This is a genomic window from Malaciobacter mytili LMG 24559, from assembly GCF_003346775.1.
GTDB lineage: Bacteria > Campylobacterota > Campylobacteria > Campylobacterales > Arcobacteraceae > Malaciobacter > Malaciobacter mytili.
Genome location: NZ_CP031219.1, coordinates 1,221,215 through 1,242,145, shown reverse-complemented (window position 1 = coordinate 1,242,145; position 20,931 = coordinate 1,221,215). Strand labels below are relative to the sequence as shown.

General features: G+C 26.3%; 25 protein-coding genes. 6 read left to right on the top strand and 19 right to left on the bottom strand.

Annotated elements, in window-relative coordinates:
- Positions 1-3 precede the first annotated feature (3 nt).
- Genes trmB through AMYT_RS06275 form a run of 4 tightly spaced genes read left to right on the top strand, consistent with a single transcriptional unit; the run spans position 4 to position 3,943 of the window.
- Positions 4-1,188 carry a tRNA (guanosine(46)-N7)-methyltransferase TrmB gene (gene trmB, locus AMYT_RS06290; protein ID WP_114841703.1) on the top strand — a complete coding sequence of 395 codons (1,185 nt, stop codon included), beginning with the start codon at positions 4-6 and terminating at the stop codon, positions 1,186-1,188.
- Positions 1,188-1,850 carry a cell division ATP-binding protein FtsE gene (locus AMYT_RS06285; protein ID WP_114841702.1) on the top strand — a complete coding sequence of 221 codons (663 nt, stop codon included), beginning with the start codon at positions 1,188-1,190 and terminating at the stop codon, positions 1,848-1,850. The genes trmB and AMYT_RS06285 overlap by 1 nt, the downstream gene beginning before the upstream one ends.
- On the top strand, positions 1,837-2,655 hold the full coding sequence (locus tag AMYT_RS06280; RefSeq protein ID WP_114841701.1) for a cell division FtsX domain-containing protein: 819 nt from the start codon (positions 1,837-1,839) through the stop codon (positions 2,653-2,655). The genes AMYT_RS06285 and AMYT_RS06280 overlap by 14 nt, the downstream gene beginning before the upstream one ends.
- Positions 2,648-3,943 (top strand): murein hydrolase activator EnvC family protein, encoded by a 1,296-nt coding sequence (locus tag AMYT_RS06275; protein WP_114841700.1) that lies wholly within the window; start codon positions 2,648-2,650, stop codon positions 3,941-3,943. The genes AMYT_RS06280 and AMYT_RS06275 overlap by 8 nt, the downstream gene beginning before the upstream one ends.
- On the opposite strand, the gene AMYT_RS06270 is transcribed toward AMYT_RS06275, so the two are convergent.
- Entirely contained in the window at positions 3,929-4,285 is a 357-nt protein-coding gene (locus tag AMYT_RS06270) for a hypothetical protein (protein WP_114841699.1), read from the bottom strand. The genes AMYT_RS06275 and AMYT_RS06270 overlap by 15 nt on opposite strands.
- 279 nt (positions 4,286-4,564) lie before the next feature.
- Here AMYT_RS06270 and AMYT_RS06265 point away from each other — a divergent pair, with 279 nt between their 5' ends.
- Entirely contained in the window at positions 4,565-5,374 is an 810-nt protein-coding gene (locus AMYT_RS06265) for a DUF234 domain-containing protein (protein ID WP_228197906.1), read from the top strand.
- Between the two features lies 1 nt (position 5,375).
- Here AMYT_RS06265 and AMYT_RS15135 read toward each other — a convergent pair whose 3' ends face one another.
- From AMYT_RS15135 to AMYT_RS06240, 6 genes are read right to left on the bottom strand one after another with little or no spacing between them, the layout of a single operon-like run.
- Positions 5,376-5,510, bottom strand: coding sequence for a hypothetical protein (locus AMYT_RS15135; RefSeq protein WP_265936032.1), 135 nt, complete (start codon positions 5,508-5,510; stop codon positions 5,376-5,378).
- A 59-nt stretch (positions 5,511-5,569) separates the two neighbouring features.
- Positions 5,570-6,757 carry a tetrahydrodipicolinate N-succinyltransferase N-terminal domain-containing protein gene (locus AMYT_RS06260; RefSeq protein WP_114841697.1) on the bottom strand — a complete coding sequence of 396 codons (1,188 nt, stop codon included), beginning with the start codon at positions 6,755-6,757 and terminating at the stop codon, positions 5,570-5,572.
- 45 nt (positions 6,758-6,802) lie between these two features.
- Complete coding sequence (locus tag AMYT_RS06255) at positions 6,803-8,650, bottom strand: primosomal protein N' (RefSeq protein ID WP_114841696.1); 1,848 nt, start codon at positions 8,648-8,650, stop codon at positions 6,803-6,805.
- Complete coding sequence (locus tag AMYT_RS06250; RefSeq protein WP_114841695.1) at positions 8,647-9,048, bottom strand: type II secretion system protein; 402 nt, start codon at positions 9,046-9,048, stop codon at positions 8,647-8,649. The genes AMYT_RS06255 and AMYT_RS06250 overlap by 4 nt, the downstream gene beginning before the upstream one ends.
- Entirely contained in the window at positions 9,049-9,225 is a 177-nt protein-coding gene (locus AMYT_RS06245) for a hypothetical protein (RefSeq protein WP_228197905.1), read from the bottom strand. It abuts the gene before it with no gap.
- Between the two features lie 4 nt (positions 9,226-9,229).
- On the bottom strand, positions 9,230-9,463 hold the full coding sequence (locus AMYT_RS06240; RefSeq protein WP_228197904.1) for a hypothetical protein: 234 nt from the start codon (positions 9,461-9,463) through the stop codon (positions 9,230-9,232).
- 212 nt (positions 9,464-9,675) lie between these two features.
- Here AMYT_RS06240 and cobA point away from each other — a divergent pair, with 212 nt between their 5' ends.
- Entirely contained in the window at positions 9,676-10,395 is a 720-nt protein-coding gene (gene cobA, locus AMYT_RS06235) for a uroporphyrinogen-III C-methyltransferase (RefSeq protein WP_114841692.1), read from the top strand.
- A gap of 2 nt (positions 10,396-10,397) precedes the next feature.
- Here the strand turns inward: cobA and AMYT_RS06230 are convergent, their stop codons facing one another.
- From AMYT_RS06230 to opp1B, 12 genes are all read right to left on the bottom strand, one after another.
- A complete protein-coding gene (locus AMYT_RS06230; RefSeq protein WP_114841691.1) occupies positions 10,398-10,802 on the bottom strand; it encodes a TerB family tellurite resistance protein in 405 nt (134 codons plus the stop codon).
- Between the two features lie 85 nt (positions 10,803-10,887).
- Complete coding sequence (locus AMYT_RS06225; RefSeq protein ID WP_114841690.1) at positions 10,888-11,529, bottom strand: MarC family protein; 642 nt, start codon at positions 11,527-11,529, stop codon at positions 10,888-10,890.
- Complete coding sequence (locus tag AMYT_RS06220) at positions 11,530-12,225, bottom strand: ABC transporter ATP-binding protein (RefSeq protein ID WP_114841689.1); 696 nt, start codon at positions 12,223-12,225, stop codon at positions 11,530-11,532.
- Positions 12,218-12,985 (bottom strand): ABC transporter ATP-binding protein, encoded by a 768-nt coding sequence (locus AMYT_RS06215; protein WP_114841688.1) that lies wholly within the window; start codon positions 12,983-12,985, stop codon positions 12,218-12,220. The genes AMYT_RS06220 and AMYT_RS06215 overlap by 8 nt, the downstream gene beginning before the upstream one ends.
- Positions 12,982-13,998, bottom strand: a complete 1,017-nt coding sequence (locus tag AMYT_RS06210; RefSeq protein ID WP_114841687.1) for a branched-chain amino acid ABC transporter permease — start codon at positions 13,996-13,998, stop codon at positions 12,982-12,984. Before AMYT_RS06210 ends, AMYT_RS06215 begins: the two co-directional genes overlap by 4 nt.
- Positions 13,998-14,894: a branched-chain amino acid ABC transporter permease gene (locus tag AMYT_RS06205; protein ID WP_114841686.1), complete on the bottom strand. Its 897-nt coding sequence runs from the start codon at positions 14,892-14,894 to the stop codon at positions 13,998-14,000. The genes AMYT_RS06210 and AMYT_RS06205 overlap by 1 nt, the downstream gene beginning before the upstream one ends.
- 58 nt (positions 14,895-14,952) lie before the next feature.
- On the bottom strand, positions 14,953-16,071 hold the full coding sequence (locus AMYT_RS06200; RefSeq protein WP_114841685.1) for an ABC transporter substrate-binding protein: 1,119 nt from the start codon (positions 16,069-16,071) through the stop codon (positions 14,953-14,955).
- A 171-nt stretch (positions 16,072-16,242) separates the two neighbouring features.
- A complete protein-coding gene (locus AMYT_RS06195) occupies positions 16,243-17,565 on the bottom strand; it encodes an MATE family efflux transporter (RefSeq protein WP_228197903.1) in 1,323 nt (440 codons plus the stop codon).
- The gene (locus AMYT_RS06190) at positions 17,562-18,305 is read right to left on the bottom strand and encodes an ABC transporter ATP-binding protein (RefSeq protein WP_114841684.1); all 744 of its coding nucleotides are present in this window, start codon (positions 18,303-18,305) and stop codon (positions 17,562-17,564) included. The genes AMYT_RS06195 and AMYT_RS06190 overlap by 4 nt, the downstream gene beginning before the upstream one ends.
- Entirely contained in the window at positions 18,305-19,117 is an 813-nt protein-coding gene (locus AMYT_RS06185; RefSeq protein WP_114841683.1) for an ABC transporter ATP-binding protein, read from the bottom strand. Before AMYT_RS06185 ends, AMYT_RS06190 begins: the two co-directional genes overlap by 1 nt.
- Positions 19,114-19,938, bottom strand: a complete 825-nt coding sequence (gene opp1C, locus AMYT_RS06180; protein WP_114841682.1) for a nickel/cobalt ABC transporter permease — start codon at positions 19,936-19,938, stop codon at positions 19,114-19,116. The genes AMYT_RS06185 and opp1C overlap by 4 nt, the downstream gene beginning before the upstream one ends.
- Complete coding sequence (opp1B, locus tag AMYT_RS06175; protein WP_228197920.1) at positions 19,935-20,864, bottom strand: nickel/cobalt ABC transporter permease; 930 nt, start codon at positions 20,862-20,864, stop codon at positions 19,935-19,937. The genes opp1C and opp1B overlap by 4 nt, the downstream gene beginning before the upstream one ends.
- Between the last annotated feature and the right edge of the window lie 67 nt (positions 20,865-20,931).

The window sequence follows — 20,931 nt, the reverse complement described above, 5'->3', positions numbered from 1 at the left end:
TCCATGCCACATATCGTATTTAATAATTATGAAGATATTAAGACACCATTTGAAAAAAATGGTGTCTTATTTAATTTTTGTGCACAATCATATAACTTTACAGATAAAGAAAGAAGAACAGAGTATAAAATAGGTGTAAGTTATGAAAACAAAGAGTTTTTATTAACTTTAAAAAATAAAAATGAAGATAAGATGTTAAAAGCAGATAAAATAACAAGAGTTACACCTGTAACAATAGTTAAAGAGGCTTTAAATAGTTTTATACAAAAAGTAGAAGGTAATATAGTATTTTCAAATACTAATAGTTTTACTGCTCTTAAAATACAACCACAAAAAGAGTATTTAAAAGAGATTGATTATTTTGTAAATGAGTTTCAAACTACTAAAGAGATTCAAATTGAAATTGGTTTTGGAAGTGGAAGACATCTACTTTATCAAGCAAAAAATAATCCTGATGTTCAATTTATTGGTTTAGAGATACATACTCCTTCAATAGAGCAACTTTTAAAACAATTAAAAATTCAAAATATTACAAATGTATTAGTAGTAAATTATGATGCAAGACTATTTATGGAATTTATTAATTCAAATAAAGTAGGAAAAATCTTTGTTCATTTCCCTGTGCCTTGGGATAAAAAACCACATAGAAGAATCTATTCAAATGCTTTTATAGATGAAGCATTAAGAGTTTTAAAACCTTCTGGAACTTTAGAACTTAGAACAGATAGTAGAAAGTATTTTGATTTTTGTGTAGGTCTTCTTACAAATTTAAATAGTGGAAAAATCACTATTGATATTAATAAAGATTTACAAGTATCTAGTAAATATGAAGATAGATGGAAAAAACAAGGTAAACATATTTATGATGTGGTATTAGAAGCACAAAAAGAAGATGAAGATATAAACTTAAAACATGATTTTTCATTTGATGAGATTGATTTAGAAAAACTAGTAAAAAATATCCCTTCTAAACCTATGGTTGAAGAAGATTTTGTAATAAATATTGAAGAAGTTTTTACAATAGATAAAGATTCTGGACTTATTCAAGTAACTATTGGAAGTTTTAATAGACCACTTAGCAAATATATCTATATTGAAAATAAAAAAGCTAGATATTTCCAAGGAAATCCTCTTCCAACAAGTGCAAATATAAAAGCTCATGAAAGGTTAAAAGAGATTTTAAAATAATGATACAAGCAAAAAATATCTACTTGGCATATGATGAAAATAAATTTATTATAAAAAAAGGTAACTTTTCAATAAATAGTAAAGAATTTATTTTTATTGGAGGGACAAGTGGTAGTGGTAAATCTACCCTACTAAAGTCTTTTTATGGAGATATTGGACTTAAACATGGAAGTTTAAATATAGATGGCCAAGAGATGAATAGTATTTCTTCTAAAAGCTTAAGAAAGTTAAGAAGAGATATTGGTATTATTTTTCAAGATTATAAACTTATAAATGAATGGACAATAGAGGAAAATATTATGATTCCTCTAAAAATAAATGGCTATTCACATGACATATCAAAAGATCAAGCAAATAAACTTTTAGCTCATGTTAAGTTAGCACATAGAGCTGGATATTATCCAAATGAATTAAGTGGTGGAGAGCAACAAAGAGTTGCCGTTGCTCGTGCACTTGCCCATAATCCAAAACTAATTATTGCTGATGAACCAACAGGAAATTTAGATGATTATTCTGCTGAAGTGGTATGGAATTTACTAAAAGGTGCCAATGAACAACTAGGGATTACAGTTGTAGTTGTTACACATAGAGTTCCTAAAAATTTTGGCATTAGGTTTAGACAGTTATCAATTGAAGATGGGATAATATATGAAGTTTCTTAAAAATATATTTGCTTTTGTAATACCACTTTGTGCTATGTTAATAACTTTTACTTTATATTTATTTACACAAAATATAGTAAAAGAATATAAAAAGAAAATCTCAAATGATTACTCAATTGTAGTTATTACAAATACGCCTTTAATAAAAGAGCAGATAAATGAATTAGCAAATATAAAAGTAAGTAAAATAGTAACTTTACAAAGGGAAAAGATTATTGATGATATAAAATCAAATCTTTCTGATACTTCTATTACTTTATTAAAACAAAAACTTCCAAATTTTTATAAAATTCATCTTGAAGAGTTTCCAACAACTACTGAATTAAATAAAATAAAAGATGAACTTTATAAAAATAAAAATATTAGAAAAGTTGAGATTTTTTCAAAAAATCATAACCAAGTATATTTATTATTACTTTTAATTAATGAAATAAGTTTAATTTTATTTGTGGTTATACTTATCTTTTCTATTTTAATTTTAGCAAAACAAATTCAAATATGGTTTTATGAACATCAAGAAAAAATAGCTATTTTACAACTACATGGTGCCTCTATTTTATATAGTTCTTCTACTATTATAAAATATGCTATTTTTAGTTCATTTTTAGCTTTTTTAATAGTTGCAGGAGTATTTATATTCTTGGTAAATAATTTAACTCTTGTTTTTCCACAAGAATTAAATGGTATTGTAAATGTTGATTTATCTTTAAACAAAGAGTTATTAAAACTTTTTTCTTTGTCTTTTGGTATTTCAATATTAACAATCTTTGGTGTATTAGTAAAGTATAAAATTAAAAATGATTAAAATTATAGTTTCTCTTTTTATTATTGTTAATTTATCATTTGCTTCAAGTAAAAATATTGAAAAAAAAATTGAAGCAAATAAAAATATTCTTGATAAAAATAACTCAAAAAAGATGAGAACAAGTCTTAAAATAAAAATATTGGTAAAACAAATAGAGACTCAAAATAGTGAACTTACTAAATTAGAAACACAAATTGTAAATGTTAATGAAGATATTAAAAAACACCAAGAATTACTTGATAATTCAAAAAAAGATTTAGATAATCTTCAAAAAAAATCTGAAAATTTAATTGCTGAAAAAAAGAGTAGTGAAGAACAAATAGTAGATACAATAATAGAAAATTTTATCTCATCTATTGCTATAAAATTAGCACAAGAACACTCAGAAGAAGAACTAATAGACAATGAAATTTATACTTTATTATCACAACACTCAAAAGATCAAATCTTAAAATTAAATAATAATTATGAAACTATTACTCAAAATAAAAAAGAAAATGAAAAACAAATAGATAAAATTAGTGAATATATAGAAGAAAGAATGGCAAAAAAAAAGGAGTTAAATACTCTAATATCTAATCATGCCAAATCTTTAAAATCTTTAGAAGTAAAACATGAAATTTATCAAAATGAACTAAAAAAAGTAATACAACAACAACAAAATTTAGCTTCACTACTTGAAGATCTAAATATCTTAAAAGATAAAGAGTTAGAAAAAGAAAGAATTGCTAGACAAAAAGAACAAAGAAGACTTTTAGCACTTAAAAAGCAAAGAGAAAAAGAACAAGCAAATAAAACTTCTAAAACTAAAGCTGAAATGCAAGAGAAATATGCTCAAAATATTGATTTAGATGTGAGAATGTTAGGTTCTTCTACAAAAGGGGTTAAAATCTCAAAATATAGAGGAAGAAAAACTATTTCACCTTTAAAAGATTTTGAAGTTTTAAAAAAATTTGGAAAGTATTATGACCCTGTATATAAAATCCAACTTTTTAATGAATCAATTGTTTTAAAAACAAAAATGACAAAAGCAAAAGTTTATTCTATTTTTAATGGAAAAATTGTTTATGCTAAAAAAAATGCAGGGATGTTAGAAAATGTTGTTATAGTTCAGCACAAAAATGGCTTACATACTATTTATTCACACTTAGATGAGATTGCTCCCACTTTAAGAGTAGGAAAATGGATAAAAAAAGGTTATGTAATAGGAAGGGTAAATGATACTTTAAATTTCCAAGCAACAAAAGACTCTTTTCATATAGACCCAGAAGATCTATTTAGAATCTAAATACTCTTCTATTTCATCTAAAAATCTTTTATTTAATTCTTGCAGTTGTATATCATGCTCTTCTTTTAATTTTTTATAGATTTTTATAATTTTTTTGCCAAACTGCGTAACTTCATAAGTTTCATTATCACTTATAGTTGTTAAAGGCTCTTGGGCAATTTTATTTATGGATTCTAAGTTTTTTAAAGCCACTTCATAGTCCATATTTGCTTCTTTACAAGCTAAAGTAAGTCTTGGATTTTCAATTAATTTTTCAAGTAAATTAATTCTTCCAGGTCCCATAAAATTTCCACCATTTTTTTGAACCCAAATTTGTCCACCAATATTATAATTATTTTCCATTATTTGCCTTATATTAATATTTTATAATTTTATCTATTTTTATTTGTATGTAGTTTTATTTACTCTATAAAGATATATAATTTTTAAGAGAATTGTAATTTTATATAAAATCTTTTTTAAATTTTATAAAAGAATGTACCTTAAATCTCTTAAACATTAAATAAAGTAGTAACAAATATGTTATAATCTAAAAAAAAACAAGGATTTAAAATCATACAATTAAATTTATCAACAAAAGACCAATTTAAATTATTTTGCAAAAATAACAATATTGAAGATATGAATATTGCAGTTAAATATTTTACTATTTTTGGTGGATTAGATATAAAAATTGATACTTCTAAACCACTTTTAGAATTAATTGAGACGCATATATTAAAAAAGTATGAAGAGTTAAAAAGAGAAATTCATACCCTAACAGGTGGATATAGTGTAGATCACGCTTTATTATCTGCTATTGCACTTGGAGATAGAAGAACTAACTCTTCTTTTAAAAGAGCTCATATAAGCTTTGAAGAGGGGATGAAATGTGTAGAAAATTTACTTGATAGAGATATTATAGAAATAGAGTCTTCTTCACAATTTTTATTAGATAGAAGAAATGATAAAAAAATAGCTAAAAAACTTTTATTTACTACACCATTTTTGAGATTTTGGTTTGCCTTTGTCTCTCCAATATATAAAGGAATTAAAAGTAAAGATTATAAAGAGTTTTATAAAAGATATGAAAATAGAAAAGATGGCTTCGAAGAGTTTATTTTTGAAGAGTTATGTTTAGAATTTTTAGATGAAGTTTATAAAGAAGATAAACTAAAAAATATTGGAAAATATTGGGATGAAAATATAACTATTAATTTAGTTGCAAAAACTTCAAATAATAAAATTATTGCAGCAAATTGCAAATATACAAATAGTAAATTAAAGAAAAAAGATTTAAATAAACTTATAGAAGATTGTAAAGATATAAAATTAGATGCACAAATTTTTATTTTATTTTCAAAAAGTGGTTTTGTAAATGAATTAAAAATGCTAAAAAATGAAAATCTTAGATTATTTACTGAAAAAAGTTTAAAAGCTCTAATAAAATAGCTTATTTATTAGAGTTTTGCTGCATATTTTGAGCTCTTTTTGCATCTATTTGTTTATGCATATCGTTGCCTTTAAAAATATAAAAAAGTGCGATAAGGATTAAGGCTGTCCAGAATAAAAAATCCATTTTTTTCAAAGATACTCCTAAAAAAAGGCAAAGAGATATTTCTCTTTGCCTTTATATATATTACAAAATTAGTGTAAATCTGCGTTTAATTTAACTTCTCTTGTACTTCTCATAGCAACTGTTTGTCCAGTTTGAGAATTTACTCTAAAGTGAACTCCATTTACACCTAAGAAGTCACTTCCTTTCATAATATTTTTAATCTGTTTATTTGGATTAATTTCTTTTAATTGCTCAACAGCTTTATCAGAAAGTGAGATTTTTGTACCTGGTAAAATTGTAACTCCAGCATCAATAATACAACCATCACCAATAGCTGTTCCTGTACAAGAGTTTGCTCCAAGAAGAGTATTTTCTCCAATAGTAACAGGAATACCATCTGTTCCAGAAAGTACACCAAGAATAGAAGCTCCTCCTCCAACATCAGAACCAGCACCAACAACAGCACTAGAAGAAATTCTTCCCTCAACCATTACTGCACCTTCTGTTCCAGCATTAAAGTTAATATATGCTGCACCTGGCATTACTGTTGTACCAGCAGCTAATTGTGCTCCAAATCTTACTTTTGAAGTCTCTAGGATTCTTGTATTATCAGCAGGGATTACATGTCCTAAGAATCTTGGGAATTTATCTACCATATCAATAGTTGGATATTTTCCTGAGATTTTTAATACAATTTCATTTTCTCTTAACCAATCTAATTCAATAGGTTGATTTCCAACCCAAGCACAATTTTGTAATTTACCAAATGCACCATTTAAATTAAGACTTCTTAATTTTGCTTTTCCTAAAGATAAAGCATAAAGTTTTAAATATACACTTTCAGCACTTTGTGGTTCTGCATTTTCAAAAATAAATACAACTTTAAAATTATTTGCAGTTAATCCACTATCAATTGGTAAAGAAGCTAAAGTTGAAATAACTTGAACATTTTTATGCTCATTTCCTTTTGCTTCAGGAATATATGGTCTAAAAGACTCTATACATTTTTCTAAAAATTTATCACTAATATCACAAACTAATTCTGATTTTGAAGTATCAACTTCTACACCACTTTCTTTTAAAGCATTTAAAAAAATTGCTGCACTTCCAAAATTTTCTTCCCAGTTTACTACTGGATAAGTTGCTTGTAAAATCTTATCACTGTTTAATTGTCCTCTATCAACTCTTGCAATACCAAATCCAATAGGATTTTTATACCATGCTTGAGATTGAATATCTGTTACTAATTGTTTAAAATCTTCTTTAGTGTAAGCCATTTATTCTCCTTGAAATTTTGTGGATTATACAATAATTTGGTTTAATTAATAATTTGTATCCATATCAATAAAGGCCATGGTTGAATCAATACTATGCAAGGCTAAAAGTAAAGCTTTTATATTATTTGAACGCAAAAGAATCTCATATCTATATTTATTTGCCATTTTAAAAATAGCACTTTGACCAAAACCTACAACTTCAATATCTTGCTTTTGTTTTAAAAAAGCTACATATTTATCCAATTCTTCTTTTACTTTTAACCCATTAGTATGAGCAAAAATAACTCTTGCCATTTTCACATAAGGAGGATATAACTCTTGTCTAAATTCTAACTCTTCTTTTAGAAACTCTTCATAATCAACTTTTGTTAAGTAGTGTTCAAAAAACTCTTGATTTTTTGTTTGTATTATTACTTCACCCTCACCTTTTCTTCCACTTCTACCAGAAATTTGAATAAGCAAAGATAAAGCTCTTTCTCTTGCTTTATAAGAGTTCATATTTAAAACAGAATCTATTCCTAAAACAACTGCAAGTTTAACATTATGATAATCATGTCCTTTTGAAAGCATTTGTGTTCCAACTAAAATATCTATTTTATTATTATTAAATTCATTTAAAATAGTTTTTAATTTATTGTCTGTTTTTATCTCATCCCTATCAAATCTTTTAATAACTTTATTTGGGAAATGTTCTTTTAGTTCCTCTTCAATTTGTGCAGTTCCAACTCTTAGATTATGAATAATTCCATTATTACAAGAAGGACAAAACTCAGGTATTTGTTGAGCATATCCACAATAATGACATTTTAAAGCTAAATCATTTTTATGCAAACTCATAGAAACAGAACAATATGGACACTCTACAGATTTACCACAACTAGTACAAATTTGATATTTAAAATTAGCTCTTGTTGGTAAAAAGATAATCACTTGATTATTATTTTCTAAACTTTTATTTATTCTATTTAAAATTTTAGGGGATAAATTTACATCACTTTCATCAAATTGTATTAATTTTGAAGAGTTATAAAAAGTCTCATTTAATCTATAATAAGGAACTTTTATAAAAGAGCCAGCACTAGGAGTTGCACTTCCTAAAATAAGTCTTATATCATATTTTTTAGCAATATATAAACTTATATCTTTTGCTTGAAGTCTTGGTTTTGAGTCACTTTTATATGATTCATCATGCTCCTCGTCTACAACAATTAAGCCCAAATCATAAAATGGTAAAAATAAAGAAGACCTAGCACCAGCAATTAATTTTATTTCACCACTTAAAAGTTTTTCTAATATCTCTGCTTTTCTTTTTTTTGTAACTTTTGAGTGCCAAATAGCAACACTTGTATTAAATACTTTTTCTAATCTTTTTTGCATTTGAGGAGTTAAAGAAATCTCTGGCATTAATAAAACAGCTTGCTTATTACTATTTAAAACCTCTTCTATTGTTTTTATATATATTTCAGTTTTTCCACTTCCTGTATTTGCAAAAAGTAATGCTTGTTTTTTTTCTTTTAAATATAAGAAAGCTTCTTGTTGTTTATTTGATAATTGTATTTTTGAATCAAAATTTATTAATTCATTATCTTTTTTAATATTTTTATTAAAAGGAATATAACCACTTAAAGCTTCTCCTAAACTACAAACATAGTATTTAGAAATAAAAGTTGCAATTTCTATCATTTGTAAAGAATAAAACTCTTCACTAATAGTTTGTATATCTACACATTTAAACTCTGGTTTTTCTACTTTTTTAAGAACAACAGCTTCACAAAGTTTTTTAATTCTAGCAAGTTTTACAAATACTTTTGTTCCAATCTCAATAAGCTCATTGGTTTGATATGTAAGATTTGAAAGGGGAGATTTTAGTATAGCAACTTCATAATAATTCATTCTAACTCTTTACATATATTATTTTTTTCTAAACAAATAAAGTGATTGTTTTTATACTCAAATTTAACTTTTTTATTATCATAATTTAATAAATAACTAGTATTTGAAAGTTTTATCCAACCTTTTTGTGAAGATAGTATTGCTTCATTTAAAATATATTTAAATAGTTTTTCATTTTCTTTATTTATTTGTGCATTATCTATAGTTGTTAAGACTTTATTTTGTAAAAGATTTTTTGTGATTTTTTCATTTAATGAAGCTCTTATTAAAGCTACTTCTATTTTAGCTTGAGTTAAACTTTTAGAAGAAAAAGTGTAGTTGTATAAAATAAAAGCAAAAACAAAAGCTAAAATAGAAATTACAATTATTGCTTCAAATAATGAAAAAGCCTTTTTCATTTATAAAGTTGGGATTTTATTTGAGATTTGTTCTATCTCTTGTTTAAATTTTGAATGTTCCTGAGAAACTCTAATATATGCAGCTAATAGTTCCCTTGTATCTAGATTTTTATCAGTTTGTAAATATCTAGTAAGTTCATTTTTTAAAGATTCATCCACATTAATTGTATATGCCATATTATTAATATGAAAAGTCAGTTTCTGAGTCACTCTTTTTACCTTTTTTAGTTAATGTAATTGCACTATCAATTCGTAAAAGCATATCTTGATTATTTCTTACTAATTCATCATTTTTATTTTTTAATTCATTAAGTTCTTGCCTTAATACATCATTTTCAATTTTAATACGATCATAATCGTGAACTAATTTTTCAATTTTTAAATCAAGTGCTTTGATAATTTCCATGCTTTGCATTTTATCACAAACTTCCTAGTAATTAAATTATGTTATTGAATATCTATAATATTTGAAAATTGGATACTTAAATAGCATAATATTTTACTCTTTAATTAATGAAAAAGAAATTATTAAAATAAAGAATATAAGAAATTAACATAAAATTTAAGTCAAAAGATAATATTATTCTAGCTAATTTTTTTTATAATATAAATTTATAAGGAGTCTTTTTGGTATATTTAGTAGGTGCAGGTCCAGGAGATATTGAACTTTTTACATTAAAAGCAGTAAAAGTTTTGCAAGAAGCTGACGTGGTTTTATATGATGCTTTAGTAAATCCTGAATTTACAAAATTTTGTAAAAAAGAGTGCTTAAAGATAAATGTTGGAAAAAGAAAAGGAAAACATTTAAAAAATCAAGAAGAGATTAATGACCTGCTAGTTAAATATGCAAAAGAGAAAAATATAGTTGTAAGATTAAAAGGTGGAACACCTTTTGTATTTGGTAGAGGATATGAAGAGGTAAAAGCTTTAAAAAAAATAGGAGTTACACCTATTATTATCTCAGGAGTTTCTTCAACTACAAGTGTTCCTGAAAGTTTTATGATACCTTCAATTGATAGAAGTTTTTCTGATTCATATCGAACTATTACAGGGCATGATATAGAACTTTTTAATGAAATAGTAACAAATTATCATAAAAGAGAAAATCTTATAATTATGATGGGAGCGCATAAAGCAAAAGAGATAGTAAACTCTCTTTTAAAAAAAGGTTTCCCTAAAACAACTCCTATTGCTTATTTAAGCAAAGGAACAACAAAAGATCAAAAATGTCTAATTTTTACTTTAGAAGAAGTTTTTAAAAAAGATGAAGATTTTTTTGAAGAGTTAAAAAGCTTAACTCCTATTATTACTTTTGTGGGAGAGACAATTAAGGCTTTTGAAGAGTAAAATTACTCTTCATTTATTATTAATTTTCCTTGTTCATAAAAAGCTGCTACTGCTTTTCCCCATTGAGAAAAGTAGTTAATATTATTTTGAGAAAAACCAAAACTATTATTTATTACTTTTATTAATTCTTTTTCTTTAAAATCAAAAGAATCATCTGCATGAATTAAAATCATCAATTCTAACATAACAATTTTTTTACTTTTTTTTGATTTAAAGTTTTTTAAAGTCTCGTCTAAAGAAAAGTCCGAAATATCAAAAAACTCCTCATTTTCTATACCCATCTCAGCACAGTATTCTTCGATAATCTCTTTTTCTTTTTCACCATAAACACTATCTATTCTAGCTAAATAGTGAGCCAATTGTAAAAAAGCAAACTTCTCTTTTGCTTCTAATTTCATTAATAACATATAATATATTCCTATTTATTTAATTGTAAATATAATTATATATTTTTTAAGTTAATAAAATGTAAATACACTATTTAAAAAATAATCACTTTTGAATTAAAAAAGGAAATACCATTGAAAGACCAGAGATTATAAATTCAATTGAAATGGCAGCAAGTAATAATCCCATAATTCTAGAAATTATATTTATTCCAGTTATACCTAGTCTTTTATTTATATAGTTTGACATTCTAAGGGCACCCCAAATATAAAAGCCAATACCTATAATAATCAAACTCATCATTATTAAATGAGAAAGATGATTGCTTTTTTCAGAATAAATAATTATAGTAGAAATAGCTCCTGGTCCTGCAATAAGTGGAATTGCCAAAGGAACAACAGCTATTTCTTTTGAACTATTTTTAGCTTCTTCCAATTCACTTTTTGTATTTTTTACTTTAGGAACTTCTGCATTTAACATATTTATAGACATTAATAGAAGTAAAATTCCACCTGCAATTTTAAAAGCAGCAATTGAAATACTAAAAAATATAAGAATATATTGCCCTATCCATACAGATACAAGTCCTGCAATACCAGCTGCTATTGCAGCTGTTTTTGCAGTAGAGTTTCTTTCTTTTTCACTACAAGAAGAAGTTAAAGAAATAAAAATAGGTATTGCAGCAAATGGACTAAAAATTGCCATAATACCAATGATAGCTTGTATATATTCTCCAATTGGTAACACTTATGCCCCTAAATATTTTTTTCTAATTTCATCAGAAGAGATTAATTTTGATGCTTTATCTTCTAAAGCAATTTCACCATTTTCTAAAACATAAGCATAATCAGAAATATCTAAAGCTGCATATGCATTTTGTTCTACTAATAAAATAGTAATACCTTCTTCCTTAAGCTTTGTAATAATATCAAAAACTTCTCCAATTATTTTTGGCGCTAATCCTAAGCTTGGTTCATCAAGCATTAAAAGTTTTGGAGAACTCATTAAAGCTCTTGCAATTGCTAACATTTGTTGCTCTCCTCCACTCATAGTTCCTGCTAATTGAGCTCTTTTTTGTTTTAATCTTGGAAAAAGTTCATACATATGTTCTCTTAAACTTTCAAACTTTTCATCATTATTAAATGCACCCATTCTAAGATTTTCATCAATTGTTAGATTAATAAAAACTCTTCTTCCTTCTGGAACTAAAGAAATACCACTTTGAATAACTTTATGAGTAGGAAGTTTAGAAATATTGTGTCCATCAAAATAGATTCTACCTTTTCTTTTTACATCATTAACAATAGATTGTAAAGTTGAAGTTTTACCTGCCCCATTTGAACCAATCAATGATACAATTTGTCCCTTTTCTACTGTGAAGTTTATATTTTTAACAGCTTTAATAAGCCCATAATAAACCTCTAAATCTCTTACTTTAAGCATGTTTAAAATCTCCAAGATAAGCTTTTATTACTTCTTCATCTTTAATAGCATCTTCAATATGCCCTTCAAAGATAGTTTTACCATAATCAAGTACCATTACTCTATCACATAAGTGATTTACAAATTTCATATCATGTTCAATAAGCAAAATAGTAATATCAAACTTATCTCTAATTGTAAATAAAAGTTCGGCTAACTCTTTTGTCTCTTGAGGATTCATCCCTGCTGCTGGTTCATCAAGTAGAAGTAGTATTGGATTAGTTGCAAGTGCTCTTGCTATTTCAACTTTTCTTTGATTTCCATATGATAAGGAAGTTGCCAATTCATCTTTATATTTATCAATTCCTAAAAACTCTAAAATTTCAATTGCTTTTTGTTTTATTTGTTTTTCTTTTGAAAAATATCTAGGAAGCCTAAACATTGTTTCTAAATATGAATAATTTGCCTTATTATCAAGACCAATTAAAACATTATCCAAAACACTCATAGAAGAGAAAAGTCTAATATTTTGAAAAGTTCTAGCAATTCCTTCTTGAACTATTTTATAGTTTTTTGTATTAGTGATTTTTTTACCATTTAAAAAAACTTCACCCATAGTTGGTTTATAATTACCTGTAATAATATTAAATAGTGTAGTTTTTCCTGCACCATTTGGACCTATAAGTCCAAAGATTTCATTTTTATTTATATGAAAACTTGTATCATTTATTGCAACTACACCACCAAAGCTTTTTGTGATATTTTTAATTTCTAAAATCATTTTGCTTTCCTTTTAAAAATATCTGTAAGCTCTTTTTTACCCATAATACCCTCTCTTGCAAAAAGCATAACTAAAATTAAAATAGCTGAGAATACTACCATTCTAAGACCGGGATGTGCATCAGTTTCATATCCAAAAATATTTAATGGAGCATCTAGGAATCTTAACCATTCACTTCCACCAATTACAATAACTGTTCCTATAATTGTCCCTGTCATAGAACCTAATCCGCCTAAAACAATAATAATTAATAATTGGAATGTTAAGAAAAATGTAAATAAATCTGGTGAAATTGTTGTAAGTAAAATTGCCAATAATCCTCCACCTACTCCTTCAAAAAATGCAGAAGTTCCAAAGGCATAAGTTTTAATTTTAAAAGTATTAATACCAATTGCACTTGCAGCATCTTCATCATCTCTTACTGCTTTCATAGCTCTTCCATATTTTGAGTAAATTATATTTAACATAAAAATTACTGTTAAAATTGCAATTCCACCTGTCCAATAAATATTTATAACAGATGGTATTTCATTTAAACCAATTGAACCATTTGTAATTTCTGGAGAATTAATTGCTATTACTTTAATAATAAAACCAAATCCTAAAGTAACAATAGCCAAATAATCCCCTCTTACTCTAAATACAGGTGCAGCTAAAAATACTGCAACAATTGTTGCAACAAAACCTGAAAGTAAAAGTGCAGGAATTAAATCTAAATGAAGTGCAAGAACCCAAGGTGCTGGATCTTCAAGTTGAAAAAGTTCAAACTTCATATCTTCATCTAAAAGTGCTAAAGCTGTAATGTATGCTCCAATAGCAACAAATCCATTTGGTTCTAGTGAGAACTGACCTGTTACACCATTTATTAAGTTATATGAAGCTGCAAGTATTATAAAAATACAGATATTATTTAAGATTCTCATTCCATAATCTTCAAAGATATAAGGAGAAAGGAAGATAAATCCAACAGAAACTAAAAAAATTAATATTTGTGCTTTACTTAGTCTTTCCATTAGAACCTACTCTTTTCGAAATTTATACCCATAATTCCAGTTGGTTTAAATAATAAAACTAAAATTAAGAAAATAAAGGCAATTGCATCTTTATACCCACCATATTCTGGTAAAATTGCCACAAAAACAACTTCTGTAAAGCCTAAAATAAACCCACCTAAAACTGCTCCTGAAACAGAACCAATACCACCTAAAACAGCAGCAGCAAAAGCTTTTAGACCTATCATTACTCCCATATATGGAGTTAAAATAGGATAAGAAATTGCCCAAAAAATTCCTGAAACAGCAGCTAAAGCTGAACCAATAATAAATACAATCATAATAATCTTATTTGAATCAACTCCCATTAAAGATACAGTTTTAATATCAAAAGCTAAAGCTCTAATAGCAATTCCATATTTTGTTTTAAATAAGATATATAATAATACTGCAAGTAATAACATAGTAATTAAGGGAACAATTATAACTGTTGGTGTTAAAGTAGTCCCTCCTATTTTTATAATCTGTTCAAAAAAATCAGGTGCTTGAAAAGATTTTGGAGTTCCTCCAAAAGTTACATTTACTATATTTTCTAAGAAAAAAGATACCCCAATTGCTGTAATTAATAGTGAAATTCTTGGTGCTTGTCTTAAAGGTTTATAAGCAATTCTATCTGTTGCAATCCCCGTTAAAACAGAAATAATAATTGCAAATAATACTGCAAAAGCTAATGAAAAACCAATTGAATCCATAGCAAAAAAAGCAGCAAAAGCACCAACCATCATAATATCCGCGTGTGCAAAGTTAATAAGTCTTAGAACTCCGTATACCATTGTGTATCCAATGGCAATAAGTGCATACATACTTCCAAGACTTATCCCATTAATAAGTTGTTGAAAAAAAGTTATAAAATCCATAAATTTTCCAATAAGTTAAAATAAAAAAAAAGCTTTATCAAAAGATAAAGCTTTTAAATTAAGGATTAACCAATGTTAAAAATTTCTCTTTTCCATTAACAATTTGGTTGATAACTGCACTTCTAACAGCATCTCCCTCTTCTAAAGAGATAATACCTGAAGCACCTTGAAAGTTTTTAGTAGCTCTAATTTTTTCATTTACACAAATTGAATTTGTTGGGTCTTTGCATTGATTCATTGCATTTATAATAACATTATAAGAATCAGCACTTAAAACACCAAATGGGTGAACTGGTTCATTATATTTTGCAGTAAATTCTTTATCATATTTTTTTGATAAATCAGTAGTTTTAGGAGCATCTGATGAAAATAAGTTAGTTCCATAGAAACCTTCAGCTGCATCACCTGCTGTTTCAAAGAAAATTTTATCAGCAGTCATACCATCAGTTCCTAAGAATTTTGCAGTAATTCCTAACTGTTTTGCTTGTTTTGCGATAAGTCCAGCTTCTGCTGAATAAATAGGGAAAAATATTAATTTTGGATTTAAAGCTTTAATATTTGATAACATTGCTTTAAAATCTGTATCACCAGAGTTGATTTTTACTCTTTGAACTATATTACCACCTAATTTTTTATATTCAGTACTAAATACTTTTGAAATACCAATAGAATAGTCTAATTTAACATCTGTAATTAATACTGCTTCTTTTTCTTTTAACTCTTTAATAGCAAAGTTAGCTGCAACTGTTCCTTGAAAAGCATCAGAGAAACAAACTCTACTAACATAATCTTTTCTTTTAGTAACTAAAATATTTGTAGCAACAGGAGCAACAACAGGAACTTTTGCCTCTTCAGCAATTTTTGTCATAGCCATAGTATTTGTAGAAGTTAATGCCCCAATAATAGCTGTAACTTTATCATCAGAAATCAATTTTGAAGCTGCATTTGCTGATTCAATTTTATCTGATTTATTATCTACTAATACTAATTTAACTGTATCTCCATTTTTTAATGTATGATTCATTTCATTTGCAAAAGTTAAACCTTTATGTGCACTTTGTCCAAATCCTCCAATTGGTCCTGACATAGGTAAAATAACTCCAATTTTAACCTCTTTTGCTATTGCCAATGAGGCCATCATCGCAGTAGCAACCCCTAGTGTAATTATTTTTTTCATTTTCTCTCCTTAAACATAGTAAAAAAACAATACCAAAATTTTATGTAATTATTATGTAAAAGAAAATTAAATAAGCAACTATTTTGTAATTTTTTTACACTTTTTTATTAGATTTTTTACCCAAAACAGTCAATAATTGAATTTGTATAAAAAAAATTCAATATCACAATATTAGTATACTCCTTTAAAAATATTTTTTTGCATCTTTCTTAAGTAAAAAATAAAAGTAATACTTCTAGTAAAACTAAATAAAATAAAAGCCAACCATAAACCATGGTTTTCAAATTTAGGTATGGCAAAAAAGTATATTAATACAAATACAAATAAAGATATAATTAACCCATCTCTTACGGGAGCTGTAAAAGTAGCTCCTGTATATATTCCTGCAAAAGTTAGTCCATGTCCAATGGCAATAGGATATAAAATTAGCCAAAAAATATACTCATTTGCAATTACTACAATCTCATTAATATTTGTAAATATATTTATTAATTGACTTGAAAAAAAAGTTATAATTAATGTAAATATTAAAGTAAGCCATAAAGTTAAAATATTTGAAATTTTTAATATTCTTTTATAATCTTCTATATTTTTTTCTCCAACTGCTTTTCCTGAATAGATACTTGAAGCATTTGCAAAACCATCATAGAAATATGCAATTATATACTGAAGTTGAAATAATACAGCATTTGCAGCTAGTGTTTCTTTTCCAAATGATGCCCCCTTTGCAATAAACATATTTGTCATAATAAGCAAACATATTGTTCTAATAAGAAAATTTGTATTAACTCCCATAATTTTAGAAAAAGCTTCTTTTTCAAAAAGATCATTATATTTCTTAAAAATAGTATTAATTGGAACTTGCTTAGTTATTAAGTAAATTCCTATACAAAAACCTACAGCTTGAGAGAAAAGTGTAGCATATGCAACTCCATAAACTCCCATATCAAGATATAATACTAAAAAAATATCAAGAATAATATTTATTATATTCATTGAAACTTGTAAATATAAAGTTTCTTTTATAAGTTTTCTTCCCATTAACCAACCAAGATTAACATAACCAATCAATACAAAAGGAGCACCCCATATCAAAATATCATAGTAAATAATAGTAGATTCCCACACATCCAAATCTGCATCAAATATAACTTCTGCTCCCATTTTAATAGGAGTTTGTAGTAAAATAAAAAGTAAGCTTAAAACCACAGCAATAATAGCAGGTCTTAGAAGCGCATACAACGAATCTTTATTACATTGAGTACCTAAAGATTGTGCAGCAAAACCAGATGTACTAACCCGTAAAAAACCTAAAAGCCAATATAAAGTATTAAAGATAACTGCTCCAATTGCAACACCACCCATAAATGCGGCATCATCTAGTCGTCCTAAAACAGCTGTATCAACTGCACCTAATAAAGGTTGTGTTACTGTTGATATTACAAAAGGTATTGCAATAGCAAGATATTCTTTATATGTTATCTTATTTGTCATTGATAAACCTTTAGTAGTGCTTTTGAATACTCATTTTGAACTTTTTTTAATTCAGTAATCTTATCTATTTTTTCTATGATTTTTCCTTCTTTAAAAAATAAAACCTTATCACATAAATATGTAACTGTTAATAAATCATGGGTTATAAATAAATAAGAAAGACCTTCTTTTTCTTTTAACTTTTTTAATAAATCTAATACTTGTACTTGAACAGAAATATCTAAAGAACTTACAGCTTCATCAAGTAATAAAAATTTTGGATTTGTAGCAATTGCTCTTGCAATACAAACCCTTTGAAGCTGTCCACCACTTAATTCATGTGGAAATCTATATATAAAATCTTCATTTAATCCAACTTTTTCAAGTAAAGTAACAACTTTTTCATATCTTTGTTGTTTAGATAATTTTGTTTGTCGTAAAGGCTCTGAAATAATAGCCAATACTCTAAATCTAGGATTTACGCTCGAAGTATAATCTTGAAAAACTACACTTATTTTTTTTCTAAAAAACTTACATTCTTTTTTTTCTAAAAATTTTATTTCTCCATAATCAGCTTTTTCAAGCCCTAAAATAAGTCTTCCTAATGTACTTTTTCCACTACCTGATTCTCCAATAATTCCTACACACTCTCCTTCTTCAATTGAAAAAGAAATATCTTTTAAAACCTCTTGTTTTCCTTTTGTAAATATTCCATTAGATATAGGATAACTTTTTCTAATATTTTTAACTTCTAGTAACATTAAAGTACCTCTTTTGTACACTCTTCAAATTTTTTAAACAGTTTCATTCGTGTCTCAACTAAAAATTTACTTTGTTTATTTTGTGGATTGTTAAGAATTTCTTCTTTTAAACCCTCTTCAACTATCATTCCATCTTTCATAACAATTATCTTATCAGCTACTTGAGAGAGTATATGTAAATCATGAGTAATAAAAACCATAGTTAGTTTAAGTTTTTCATGAAGTTCTTTTAATTCTTTGATTATTTCTATTTGATTTAATGAATCTATTGCAGTTGTTGGTTCATCTGCAATTATTAAAGAGGGATTTAAAGCCATTGAAAGCCCTATCATAATTCTTTGTAACATTCCACCACTTAACTCATGGGGATATTTTTCTAAAACTTCTAAAGGATTTGAGATATTCATCTTTTCTAAAATATTTATTGCTAATTTTTTAATTTCATTTTTATTTTTATTAGTATGTGTTTGAAAAGTTTCTATCATTTGATTTTCAATAGTAAACAGGGGATCAAAAGCAGTCATTGGGTTTTGTACAATTACAGTAATCTTATCTCCTCTTATTAGCCTTTTTTCTTCTTTATTCATATTAAGTAAATTAATTCCTTGAAAATTAACTTCACCTTCAATTTTAAAATTATCATCTAAAAGCCCCATAATAGATTTCCATAGCATACTTTTACCGCTTCCAGATTCTCCTAAAATACCTAGACATTGATTTTTTCTAATGTTAAAAGAAATATCTTTTAAAATTTGAACATCTTTATTTTTTTCTTTAAAAAATAAATTAAGATTTTTTACTTCTAAAATCATCTAATAGACTCCTTTGGATCCATAATATCTCTTAAACTATCTCCTAAAAGATTAAAGCAAGAAACTAAAATCAAAATAGCAAATCCAGCTGGAAGCATTTGTTGTGGATGAGATATCATTACTGTTTTTGCTTCACTAAGCATTGCGCCCCATTCAGGAGTTGGTGCTTGAACTCCAAGACCTAAAAATGATAAAGTAGAGATACTAATTATAACCCATCCAATATCAAGTGTTGCAAGAACAATAATTTCAGAAAAAATATTAGGCAGTAGATGTTTTAACATCATAAAACGATTACTAGAACCAATTGCACTAGAATAAAGCATATAGTTTTTATAACGATATTTAAGTGTAATTCCTCTAATCATTCTTGCATACCAAGCCCAAGTAATTGCAATACTTGCAATTATCACATTTTGCATTCCAACACCTAAAATACCAACAATAGAAAGAATCATAACTTGCGTTGGAAAAGATAACATTACATCAACAATTCTCATAATAATTTCATCAATAATACCTTCAAAAAATCCAGCACACATGCCAACTACCGTACCAATAGTTAAAGTACAAAACATAATTAAAAATGATAAAAATAGTGTTGTTTGTATTCCATAGACTAAGCGCGAGTAGATACATCTTCCAAGATTATCTGTACCCAAAGGATATTGTAAAGAATATTGTGCATATTTATTCATAATATCTTGTTCATAAGGATTATTTGTAGAAAAAAATTCAGGAAAAATTCCCATTATTATAATTATTAAAATAATAAGAAGTGCAATAACTGTTAATTTATCTTTTAGCAATTTAGCTATCATAAGCCTTTCACTCCTTTTTTTAATCTTGGATCAAGATACACTTGAATAATATCAACTATCAAATTAACAAATACAAATAAAAATCCCATCATTAAAATATAACCTTGAATCATTGGATAATCTCTATTAAAAATGGAAGAGATACAAAGTCTTCCAATACCTGGAATAGCAAAAATATTTTCAATTACAAAAGTTCCAGCAATAAGTAAAACAATACTCATTCCTAAAGCATTTATAGAAGTTTGAAGTGAATTTTTAACTAAATGTTTTAAAATAATGCTTATTTGTTTTATTCCTCTAACATTTAAATAAAATACAAAATCCTCTTTCATCTTATCAAGCATACTATTTCTAATAAGCCTTACATACAGTGCAATAAAATTTAAGCTAAGAGTTATAGCAGGTAAAATAAAATGTAATAAAGAAGTAGCCCCACTTGTAGGTAAAAGTTTAAATTCTAAAGCAAATAACCACATTAAAAGTAGTCCCATCCAGTAATTTGGCATAGCAGTTGCGATAAAAACAATAAGCCTAATAATTTTATCAAAATAACTATCTTTGTAAACAGCACTTAATACACCAATAGGAATACTCACTACAATAACGATAATAAAAGCAAAAAAAGCTAAAGTAAGTGTAGCAGGTAAACTTCTAGCTATTTCTCCTATAACTGTTCTATTATTATTGATATAAGAATTCCCTAAATCTAGATGAAAAAGGTCATTTAGCCAGTTTGCATACCTAATTAAAAAAGGCTTATCCATACCTAATTCTATTCTTATCTCCTCAATAGCTTCAGCAGTAGGAATAATTTCATTTACTCTTAAAGCAACTTCAGCTGGATCTGAAGGAATAAAAGTAGTTAAACTAAAAGCAATAAAAGTAATCGAAAATAACATTGGAATTGTTAAAAACAATCTTTTAATTATATAATTTTTAATACATCATCCTTTCCAAATAAAAAAGCTTAAAAAAGACTTTTTTATTTTATAA

Coding starts and splice junctions, on each gene's coding strand:
- trmB (WP_114841703.1), top strand. CDS start 4: ATGCCACATATCGTATTTAATAATTATGAAGATATTAAGACACCATTT.
- AMYT_RS06285 (WP_114841702.1), top strand. CDS start 1,188: ATGATACAAGCAAAAAATATCTACTTGGCATATGATGAAAATAAATTT.
- AMYT_RS06280 (WP_114841701.1), top strand. CDS start 1,837: ATGAAGTTTCTTAAAAATATATTTGCTTTTGTAATACCACTTTGTGCT.
- AMYT_RS06275 (WP_114841700.1), top strand. CDS start 2,648: ATGATTAAAATTATAGTTTCTCTTTTTATTATTGTTAATTTATCATTT.
- AMYT_RS06270 (WP_114841699.1), bottom strand. CDS start 4,285: ATGGAAAATAATTATAATATTGGTGGACAAATTTGGGTTCAAAAAAAT.
- AMYT_RS06265 (WP_228197906.1), top strand. CDS start 4,565: ATGAATATTGCAGTTAAATATTTTACTATTTTTGGTGGATTAGATATA.
- AMYT_RS06260 (WP_114841697.1), bottom strand. CDS start 6,757: ATGGCTTACACTAAAGAAGATTTTAAACAATTAGTAACAGATATTCAA.
- AMYT_RS06255 (WP_114841696.1), bottom strand. CDS start 8,650: ATGAATTATTATGAAGTTGCTATACTAAAATCTCCCCTTTCAAATCTT.
- AMYT_RS06250 (WP_114841695.1), bottom strand. CDS start 9,048: ATGAAAAAGGCTTTTTCATTATTTGAAGCAATAATTGTAATTTCTATT.
- AMYT_RS06245 (WP_228197905.1), bottom strand. CDS start 9,225: ATGGCATATACAATTAATGTGGATGAATCTTTAAAAAATGAACTTACT.
- AMYT_RS06240 (WP_228197904.1), bottom strand. CDS start 9,463: ATGCAAAGCATGGAAATTATCAAAGCACTTGATTTAAAAATTGAAAAA.
- AMYT_RS06230 (WP_114841691.1), bottom strand. CDS start 10,802: ATGTTATTAATGAAATTAGAAGCAAAAGAGAAGTTTGCTTTTTTACAA.
- AMYT_RS06220 (WP_114841689.1), bottom strand. CDS start 12,225: ATGCTTAAAGTAAGAGATTTAGAGGTTTATTATGGGCTTATTAAAGCT.
- AMYT_RS06215 (WP_114841688.1), bottom strand. CDS start 12,985: ATGATTTTAGAAATTAAAAATATCACAAAAAGCTTTGGTGGTGTAGTT.
- AMYT_RS06210 (WP_114841687.1), bottom strand. CDS start 13,998: ATGGAAAGACTAAGTAAAGCACAAATATTAATTTTTTTAGTTTCTGTT.
- AMYT_RS06205 (WP_114841686.1), bottom strand. CDS start 14,894: ATGGATTTTATAACTTTTTTTCAACAACTTATTAATGGGATAAGTCTT.
- AMYT_RS06200 (WP_114841685.1), bottom strand. CDS start 16,071: ATGAAAAAAATAATTACACTAGGGGTTGCTACTGCGATGATGGCCTCA.
- AMYT_RS06195 (WP_228197903.1), bottom strand. CDS start 17,565: ATGACAAATAAGATAACATATAAAGAATATCTTGCTATTGCAATACCT.
- AMYT_RS06190 (WP_114841684.1), bottom strand. CDS start 18,305: ATGTTACTAGAAGTTAAAAATATTAGAAAAAGTTATCCTATATCTAAT.
- AMYT_RS06185 (WP_114841683.1), bottom strand. CDS start 19,117: ATGATTTTAGAAGTAAAAAATCTTAATTTATTTTTTAAAGAAAAAAAT.
- opp1C (WP_114841682.1), bottom strand. CDS start 19,938: ATGATAGCTAAATTGCTAAAAGATAAATTAACAGTTATTGCACTTCTT.